General features: G+C 65.2%; 8 protein-coding genes and 1 pseudogene. 7 read left to right on the forward strand and 2 right to left on the reverse strand.

Translation table 11 applies throughout. The features are described from left to right. Positions 1-60: 60 nt before the first annotated feature. The gene (locus VK92_RS16720) at positions 61-708 is read right to left on the reverse strand and encodes a TetR/AcrR family transcriptional regulator (protein WP_048026326.1); all 648 of its coding nucleotides are present in this window, start codon (positions 706-708) and stop codon (positions 61-63) included. Positions 709-982: 274 nt separating this feature from the next. Between VK92_RS16720 and VK92_RS16725 the strand changes: the two genes are divergently transcribed. Then, complete coding sequence (locus VK92_RS16725; RefSeq protein ID WP_048026328.1) at positions 983-2,404, forward strand: NAD(P)/FAD-dependent oxidoreductase; 1,422 nt, start codon at positions 983-985, stop codon at positions 2,402-2,404. A gap of 74 nt (positions 2,405-2,478) precedes the next feature. Here the strand turns inward: VK92_RS16725 and purB are convergent, their stop codons facing one another. After that, the gene (gene purB / locus VK92_RS16730; RefSeq protein WP_027788377.1) at positions 2,479-3,867 is read right to left on the reverse strand and encodes an adenylosuccinate lyase; all 1,389 of its coding nucleotides are present in this window, start codon (positions 3,865-3,867) and stop codon (positions 2,479-2,481) included. A 230-nt stretch (positions 3,868-4,097) separates the two neighbouring features. On the opposite strand from purB, the gene VK92_RS16740 reads away from it, so the two are divergent. The 6 genes and pseudogenes from VK92_RS16740 to VK92_RS43315 form a co-directional block, all read left to right on the forward strand. Further along, entirely contained in the window at positions 4,098-5,051 is a 954-nt protein-coding gene (locus tag VK92_RS16740; protein WP_048026331.1) for a LysR substrate-binding domain-containing protein, read from the forward strand. Positions 5,052-5,330: 279 nt separating this feature from the next. Beyond that, the gene (locus VK92_RS16745; RefSeq protein WP_021163078.1) at positions 5,331-6,617 is read left to right on the forward strand and encodes a Glu/Leu/Phe/Val family dehydrogenase; all 1,287 of its coding nucleotides are present in this window, start codon (positions 5,331-5,333) and stop codon (positions 6,615-6,617) included. Between the two features lie 218 nt (positions 6,618-6,835). Further along, positions 6,836-7,729, forward strand: coding sequence for a glutamate/aspartate ABC transporter substrate-binding protein (locus VK92_RS16750; protein WP_048026334.1), 894 nt, complete (start codon positions 6,836-6,838; stop codon positions 7,727-7,729). An 84-nt stretch (positions 7,730-7,813) separates the two neighbouring features. Next, entirely contained in the window at positions 7,814-8,554 is a 741-nt protein-coding gene (locus VK92_RS16755; protein WP_027788374.1) for an amino acid ABC transporter permease, read from the forward strand. Further along, on the forward strand, positions 8,554-9,231 hold the full coding sequence (gene gltK, locus VK92_RS16760; protein ID WP_042977589.1) for a glutamate/aspartate ABC transporter permease GltK: 678 nt from the start codon (positions 8,554-8,556) through the stop codon (positions 9,229-9,231). Before VK92_RS16755 ends, gltK begins: the two co-directional genes overlap by 1 nt. Next, positions 9,228-9,325 (forward strand): annotated as a pseudogene (locus VK92_RS43315) (amino acid ABC transporter ATP-binding protein); the annotation flags it as partial. The gene gltK and the pseudogene VK92_RS43315, both read left to right, overlap by 4 nt.

Below are 9,325 nucleotides of genomic sequence, written 5' to 3' on the forward strand. Positions count from 1 at the left end.
CCTTAACTGAACGGCATTAGCCCCTCGGGGCGCCTTTTGCGTTGGTGGCCGGCGGGCCGGTCAGGTGGCGGGCGCCTGTTTCGCGATGCCGTCGAGCAGCACGTCGAGCATCGTGTCGTGCACGGCTGCCGGATCGAGCTGCGCATAGAGCGGGGCGGCCGCCTTGACGAGCGGATGCGCGGCGTCCGACAGCGCCGCCATTTCCGAGAGCTCGACGTCGTTCGCGGCGCGCGTGAGGCCGCCGGCTTCGGCCGCGGCAAGCCCGATCACGCTCGCATACCAGCCGACGCAAACCGATGGCAGCGCCGCGCGCGGGATGCCGGCGTCGGCCAGCGCGCGATGCACGGCCTCGATGTGCGCGAGATCGGCCGGCCCGGTACTCATGTGCCGCTGCAGCAGTGCGAACGCGGCCGGGTAGCGCAGCGCGAGCGCGCGGTACTGGCGCGCGAGATCTCGCAGCCGTTCGCGCCACGGCAGCGTGGCGTCGACCGGCACGAGCGAGCGCGACAGCGCGTTCGCGATCGCGCGGCTCAGGCCTTCCTTCGACTTGAAGTGGTACAGCACGCTCATCGGGTCGCAGCCGACCGACTGCGCGAGCTTGCGCACGCTGAACGCGGCTTCGCCGACATCTTCGAGCAGCGCGAGCGCGGCCGCGACGATCGCATCCTTGTCGAGGCCGCGCGGGCCCTGGGCGGGTTTGTCTTTCATCGATACGGGCCGGCGTGCCGGTGCGGCACCGGCTGTAAACTTGACGAAAGCTGATTCTACACTGTAGAATTATTTCTGCGGTGTAGAAATTGGGTGTCCCGGCACCTTTCAATACGTGCTTTCGCACAGTCCGGGATCCAGGCGGCACGAGCGTGCCCGCCGTCAACACGGGCCATCGCGCCCCTTTTCTCGTTGACACCCATGTGGAACCGGCTGCCCCACCCGCGAAGCCAGAAGGCTCTTCGACAGGCGGCCCTACCATGCAAGTGCAATCATGACTTTCAATAACCAACCCCTGATCCAGGGTGAATCGCGTTTCGAGCAAACGCAACTGAACATCGAAAAAGACAACTGGAACTGGTGCGATCCGGCCCGCTACGACGGCGAGCGCCCGGCGAACTGGTACGAGGCGTCGCTGTCGCGCCATGAAAACACCATGCCGCTCGCGCACGACGCGGTATGCGACGTGCTCGTGATCGGCGCGGGCCTGCTCGGCGCATCGGCCGCATTGCATCTCGCCGAAGCGGGCGTCGACACGATCCTCGTCGACAAGCATCACATCGGCTCGGCCGCATCGGGTCGAAACGGTGGGCAACTGACGCCCGGCCTCGCGCGCTGGGAAGCGGCCGACATGATCGACCACCTGTCGCACGACGACGCGAAGCGGCTGTGGCGCTTCGCGTCGGCTGAATCGATGGACCTGATCGATACGATCGGTGCGCGTTACGCGCTCGAACTCGACCGCAAACGCGGGCACATCACGGCCGCTGTCCACCCCGGCCACATGAGTGCGCTGCTGGACGGCGCGGATGCGCGCCGTCATCTCGGCGACGCGGGCGTGACGCTCGTCGGCCGCCATCAGCTGCACGACGAATACGTGCGTTCGGGGCTGTACCACGGCGCGGCGATCGATGCGATCGGCGGGCAGATCCATCCGCTCGCACTGGTGCGCGGGCTCGTTCATGGTTTCCGGCTTAACGGCGGCACGCTGTACGAAGGCGCCGAGGTGGTCGAGCTCGACGAGACGCCCGCGGGCATCGTCGCGACGACGCCGGGCGGCACGATCACCGCCCGCAAGGGCGTCGTGCTCGCGCTGCACAACACGACGTTCCGGCTGCTCGATGACGGCGCCGCGACGACCGTGCCGTTCTTTACCTATGTTAGCGTGACGGCACCGCTCGACGTCGACGTCGCGACACTGATGCCCGCCGGCATGCCCGTGTACGACACGCAGTTCCAGATCGACTACTACCGGCCGGTGCGCGGCAACCGCCTGCTGTTCGGCGGGCAGGGCACCGGTACGTGCTGGGCGCAGCCCGACGTCAACGCGTATCTGCTGACGCGGCTGAACACGGTGTTCCCGCAGGTCGACGGCCAGTTCGCGCTCGATTACTGCTGGAGCGGCGTCAGCGACTTCACGCTGAACGGCGCGACCGACAGCCGCAAGACCGACGGCCGCATGCCGATGTACATGGTGCAGGGCTGGAGCGGCCACGGCGTCGCGCAGACGGTGCGGATCGGCAAGGCGATCTGCGACGATTTCGTCGGACGCAACGACGATTTCTCGATGCTGACCGGCATCGACCATCGCGCGATTCCGCTTGGACGCCAGTTGTCGCCGATCGCGATTCCGGCGGCGAAGGCGGCGATGAGCGTGATGAGCGCGCTCAATCCGGGGCGGATGATTTCGTTCTGAGCGGACGCGGCACGCAATGAAAAAGCCCGATGCGATTGCTCGCATCGGGCTTTTTTACGTACGGAGACGGGCGCTTACGCGATCCGCTTCGCGAGTTCGACGGCCTTGCCGATGTACGACGCAGGCGTCATCGCGAGCAGGCGATCCTTCGCATCCTGCGGGATCGCGAGCGTGCCGACGAATTCCTGCAGCGCTTCGCGCGTGATGCCCTTGCCGCGCGTCAGTTCCTTCAGCTGCTCGTACGGGTTCTCGATGCCGTAGCGGCGCATCACCGTCTGCACCGGCTCGGCGAGCACTTCCCAGCAGTTGTCGAGATCTTCGTTCAGGCGCTGCGGGTTCACTTCGAGCTTGTCGAGGCCGCGGATCAGCGAGTCGTATGCGAGCAGCGAGTAGCCGAGCGCGACGCCCATGTTGCGCAGCACCGTCGAGTCGGTCAGGTCGCGCTGCCAGCGCGACACCGGCAGCTTGTCGGCGAGGTGGCGCAGCGTCGCGTTCGCGAGGCCGAGGTTGCCTTCCGAGTTCTCGAAGTCGATCGGGTTGACCTTGTGCGGCATCGTCGACGAGCCGATCTCGCCGGCCTTCGTCTTCTGCTTGAAGTAGCCGACCGAGATGTAGCCCCACACGTCGCGGTCGAGGTCGAGCAGGATCGTGTTCGCGCGTGCGACCGCGTCGAACAGCTCGGCCATGTAGTCGTGCGGCTCGATCTGGATCGTGTACGGGTTGAACGTGAGCTTCAGGCGGTTCTCGATCACGTCGCGCGAGAACGCTTCCCAGTCGAATTCCGGATACGCGGACAGGTGCGCGTTGAAGTTGCCGACCGCGCCGTTCATCTTGCCGAGGATCTCGACCTTCTCGATGCGAGCGATCGCGCGGTCGAGACGGGCCGCGACGTTCGCGAGCTCCTTGCCGAGCGTCGTCGGGCTGGCCGGCTGGCCGTGCGTACGCGACAGCATCGGCTGGTCGGCCAGTGCGTGCGCGAGCGCGACGAGGCGCTGGTGGACCGTGCGCAGCGCCGGCACGATCACGTGCGTGCGCGCACCGGCGAGCATCATCCCGTGCGACGTGTTGTTGATGTCCTCGGACGTGCACGCGAAGTGGATGAATTCGCTGGCCTTCTCGAGTTCTTCCTGGCCCTTCACCGATTCCTTCAGCCAGTATTCGACGGCCTTCACGTCGTGGTTCGTCACGCGCTCGATTTCCTTGATGCGCGCGGCGTCGTGGGCGGTGAAGCGCTCGGCGAGCTGCAGCAGGAACTGCTCGGAAGCTTCCGAGAAGCGCGGGACTTCCGCGAAGCCGGCGCGCGACAGCGCGATCAGCCAGTGCACCTCGACGGTGACACGGTGGCGCATGAAGGCGGCTTCGGAGAGCCAGTCGCGCAGCGCTTCAGTCTTGCTGGCGTAGCGGCCGTCGATGGGCGAGAGCGCGGTGAGGGCGAAAAGCGTATCGGGACGAGTGTCGGACATGATCGGGCGGGCTTTGAGGGCCGGGTCGAGCGAGGAGGGAGAATCCGGCATTTTACCATCGGCGCGGGACGATTCCGGCCGCGCCCGGCGAGCCGCCGCCGCCGCGCGCCGACGCCATGCCGGCGCTCGCATCCGGCCGCGCGCCGGGCCGCTTGCGCGGCAGCCGGCCGGGGCCGCCCGCCGGTAGAATGCAGGCTTCTTCCCGACCGCCGCCCGCCGCGCCCGCCTGCATGGAACTGAAATGGCTCGAAGACTTCGTTTCGCTCGCGGAAACGCGCAGCTTTAGCCGGTCCGCCGAGCTGCGGCACGTGTCGCAGCCGGCGTTTTCGCGGCGCATCCAGGCGCTCGAGGCATGGCTCGCGACCGAACTGATCGATCGTTCGGTCTATCCGACGCGGCTGACGAAGGCCGGGCAGATCTTCTACGAGCAGGCGCTGACGATGCTGTCGCAGGCGCACGAGGCGCGCACGCTGCTGCGCGGCCACGTCGGCGCGCCGGTGCCGACGATCGAGTTCGCGGTGCCGCACACGTTGTCGCTCACGTATTTCCCGCGCTGGCTGCAGCGGATCGAGGCGAAGATGGGCCAGGTCCACACGCGGCTGCGCGCGCTGAACGTGCACGACGCGGTGCTGTCGCTCGTCGAGGGCGGCTGCGATCTCGTGATGGGCTACCACCACCCGAGCCACCCCGTCGCGCTCGACCCGGCGCGCTACGACATGCTGATCCTCGGCAGCGAGCCGATCAGCCCGTTCTCGGCGCCGGGCCGCGCGGGGCGGCCGCGCTATACGCTGCCCGGCACGGCCGATGCGCGCGTGCCGTACCTGTCATATACGCCGAACGCGTATCTCGGCCGGATGACGGAGGTCATCGTCGCGAATGCGTCGACGCCGCTGTTCCTCGATCGCGTCTATGAAACCGACATGGCCGAAGGGTTGAAGGCGATGGCGCTCGCGGGCCACGGCATCGCGTTCCTGCCGCACAGCGCGGTCGAGGATGCGGTGGCGGGCGGTCGCCTGATCCGGCTCGACCGGTCGGTGCGCGGCGGCGCGCATCCGTTCACGCTGACGATGGAGATCCGGCTGTACTGCGACAAGCTCGCGCTGCAGGGCGACGATCCACGACAGAAGCTCGTGCGTGCGCTGTGGGACGTCGTGCGCGACGAACTGCGCGAATCCGCGGGTTAACCGTGGGCGGTTAACCGTCGATCGTCCGGCCCGGCCGGCTGACGTCGGGCCTGCGGTGCCTGTCGGGCACCTTGCCCGGCCGCCGGCCCGCGCCCGCGCAACACGATTTTTCAGGCACGCGATGCACGGCCGATCGCGGGCGTTCTTGCGCAAATCGACCGCGGATTTGCGAAAAATCGCGATCATGCAAGAAACGCATAATCGAATAAGCAAACGGCATTGGATAAAAAAAACGGGTTTTTCGACAATGTGCGCACTTCGTTGAACGTTGGAGCATCCATGTCTTCGCAACAGCAGTCCATCCCGTCCTACCTGCACGCCGACGATCTCGGCCCGTGGGGCAACTACCTTCAGCAGGTCGATCGCGTCGCGCCGTACCTCGGCTCGCTGTCGCGCTGGCTCGAAACGCTGAAGCGTCCGAAGCGTATCCTGATCGTCGACTGCCCCATCGAGCTCGACAACGGTACCGTCGCGCACTTCGAAGGCTATCGCGTGCAGCACAACGTGTCGCGCGGCCCGGGCAAGGGCGGCGTGCGCTACCACCAGGACGTGACGCTGTCGGAAGTGATGGCGCTGTCGGCATGGATGTCCGTGAAGAACGCAGCAGTGAACGTGCCGTACGGCGGCGCGAAGGGCGGCATCCGCGTCGACCCGCGCAAGCTGTCGCGTGGTGAGCTCGAGCGCGTCACGCGCCGCTACACCAGCGAAATCGGCATCATCATCGGCCCGAACACCGACATTCCGGCACCGGACGTCAACACCAACGAACAGGTGATGGCGTGGATGATGGACACGTACTCGATGAACCAGGGCCAGACGTCGACCGGCGTCGTGACCGGCAAGCCGATCGCGCTCGGCGGTTCGCTCGGCCGCAAGGAAGCAACGGGCCGCGGCGTGTTCGTCGTCGGCTCCGAAGCGGCGAAGAAGAAGGGCCTGGAAATCGAAGGCGCGCGCATCGCGGTGCAGGGCTTCGGCAACGTCGGCGGCATCGCGGCGAAGCTGTTCCAGGAAGCGGGTTCGAAGGTGATCGCGGTGCAGGATCACACGGGCACGATCTACCAGCCGGCCGGCCTCGATTCGAACAAGCTGCTCGACCACGTTGCCCGCACGGGCGGCGTCGCGGGCTTCGAAGGCGCGGAGCCGATGCCGAACGACGAGTTCTGGACCGTCGAAACCGACATCCTGATCCCGGCGGCACTGGAAAACCAGATCACCGAGAAGAACGCAGCGAAGATCCGCACGAAGATCATCGTCGAAGGCGCGAACGGCCCGACGACGACGGCGGCGGACGACATCCTGACCGCGAACGGCGTGCTCGTGATCCCGGACGTGATCGCGAACGCGGGCGGCGTGACCGTGTCGTACTTCGAGTGGGTGCAGGATTTCTCGAGCTTCTTCTGGACGGAAGACGAGATCAACCACCGTCTCGAGCGCGTGATGCGCGAAGCGTTCTCCGGCGTATGGGCGGTCGCGGAAGAGCACAAGGTTTCGGTGCGTACGGCGGCGTTCATCGTGGCGTGCAAGCGCATCCTGATGGCGCGCGAAATGCGTGGCCTCTACCCCTGATCACTGACTATGATCCATTCATGACGCAATCCACCCGGTTGCGGATATGAACCCTCGCGGGCGGTGCCGAATCCGGCATCGCCCGCGCGCGCATTCGGGGCGCCTGGAGCCGGGAGGAAGGCTTTGCCAGGGGCGCTGCGACGTGCGGTAAACAACAGTACTTTCAAAAATATTACTTTGATACACTGGCGCGGGTTTTAGCCAAGGAGATGACCAAAATGAAATACCAAAAGGCAGTCCTGATGGTCGCGGCGCTTTGCGCGTTCGCAAGCGGCGCGCATGCTCAGGAGACGGGCACGCTGAAGAAGATCAAGGACACGGGCGTGATCGCGCTGGGCCATCGCGAATCGTCGATTCCGTTCTCCTACTACGACCAGAACCAGCAGGTGGTCGGCTATTCGCGCGAATTCCAGCTGAAGGTGGTCGACGCGGTGAAGAAGAAGCTGAACCTGCCGAACCTGCAGGTGAAGAACATCCCGGTCACGTCGCAGAACCGCATCCCGCTCGTGCAGAACGGCACGGTGGACATCGAGTGCGGCTCGACGACCAACAACACCGAGCGCCAGCAGCAGGCTGCGTTCTCCGACACGATCTTCGTGATCGGCACGCGCCTGATGACGAAGAAGGATTCGGGCGTCAAGGATTTCGCCGACCTGAAGGGCAAGACGGTCGTGACGACTGCCGGCACGACGTCGGAGCGCCTGCTGCGCAAGATGAACAACGACAAGCAGCTCGGCATGAACATCATCAGCGCGAAGGATCACGGCGATTCCTTCAACACGCTGGAATCGGGCCGCGCGGTCGCGTTCATGATGGACGACGCGCTGCTCGCGGGCGAGCGCGCGAAGGCGAAGCAGCCGGGCGAGTGGGTGATCGTCGGCACGCCGCAATCGGAAGAAGCGTACGGCTGCATGATGCGCAAGGGCGATACGGACTTCAAGAAGGTCGTCGACGACGCGATCTCGCAAGTCGAGAAGTCGGGTGAAGCCGCGAAGATCTACGCGAAGTGGTTCGAGAACCCGATCCCGCCGAAGGGGCTGAACCTGAACTTCCCGCTGTCCGATTCGATGAAGAAGCTGTACGCGAACCCGAACGACAAGGCGCTCGACTGACCGCACGGCCGTTGATGCAGAAATGACGCTAATGAGACGGAAGAGGCCACGCTTCTTCCTTCTCTTTTTGCTGGAGTCTTGCCCATGTCTTACCACTGGAACTGGGGCATCTTCCTGAGCCCCGTGTCGACCGGCGAGCCGACGACTTATTTCGGATGGCTGATGTCCGGCTTCTGGGTGACGATCGAAGTGTCGCTCGTCGCCTGGGTCATCGCGCTGATCGTCGGATCGCTGTTCGGCGTGTTGCGCACCGTGCCGAACAAATGGCTGTCCGCGATCGGCACCGTGTACGTGTCGATCTTCCGGAACATTCCGCTGATCGTGCAGTTCTTCGTCTGGTATCTCGTGATACCCGAGCTGCTGCCCGCGTCGATCGGCACCTGGATCAAGCAGTTGCCGCCCACCACGCAGTTCTTCACCGCGTCGATCATCTGTCTCGGCCTGTTCACGGGCGCGCGTGTATGCGAACAGGTGCGCTCGGGGATCAACGCGCTGCCGAAGGGCCAGCGCGCCGCCGGCCTCGCGATGGGCTTCACGCAATGGCAGACGTACCGCTACGTGCTGCTGCCCGTTGCGTACCGGATCATCGTGCCGCCGCTCACGTCGGAATTCCTGAACATCTTCAAGAACTCCGCGGTCGCGTCGACGATCGGCCTGCTCGACCTGTCCGCGCAAGCGCGCCAGCTCGTCGACTACACCGCGCAGACGTATGAATCCTTCATCGCGGTGACGCTCGCCTACGTGATCATCAACCTCGTCGTGATGGCGTTCATGCGCTGGATCGAAGGCCGCACGCGGCTGCCCGGCTATATCGGAGGCAAGTGATGCATCAGTTCGACTGGAGTAGTATTCCCGGCGCGATACCGACGCTGTGGACGGGCGCGATCGTCACGTTCAAGATCACGCTGATCGCGATCGTTGTCGGCATCGTCTGGGGCACGCTGTTGGCGCTGCTGCGGCTGTCCGGCGTGAAGCCGCTCGCGTGGTTCGCGAAGGCGTACGTGACGGTGTTCCGCTCGATCCCGCTCGTGATGGTGCTGCTGTGGTTCTTCCTGATCGTGCCGCAGGTGCTGCAGGGCGTGCTCGGGCTGTCGCCGACGATCGACATCCGGCTTGCATCGGCGATGGTCGCGTTCTCGCTGTTCGAAGCCGCGTATTATTCCGAGATCATCCGCGCCGGTATCCAGGCGGTGCCTCGCGGGCAGGTGAACGCCGCGTTCGCGCTCGGCATGAACTACGCGCAGGCGATGCGCCTCGTGATCCTGCCGCAGGCGTTCCGCGCGATGGTGCCGCTGCTGCTCACGCAGGCGATCGTCCTGTTCCAGGATACGTCGCTCGTATACGTGATCAGCCTCGCGGACTTCTTCCGCACGGCCGCCAACGTCGGCGATCGCGACGGCACGACCGTCGAGATGGTCCTGTTCGCCGGCGCATGCTATTTCGTGATTTGCTCGTTGGCGTCTGCTCTCGTCAAGGGTCTCCAGAAAAAGGTCACAAGATGATTTCCATCAAGAACGTTTCGAAGTGGTACGGCCAGTTTCAGGTCCTCACCGACTGCACGACCGAGGTCAAGAAAGGCGAAGTGGTCGTCGTGTG

The sequence above is a fragment of the Burkholderia sp. LK4 genome, assembly GCF_001043615.1.
GTDB lineage: Bacteria > Pseudomonadota > Gammaproteobacteria > Burkholderiales > Burkholderiaceae > Burkholderia > Burkholderia cepacia.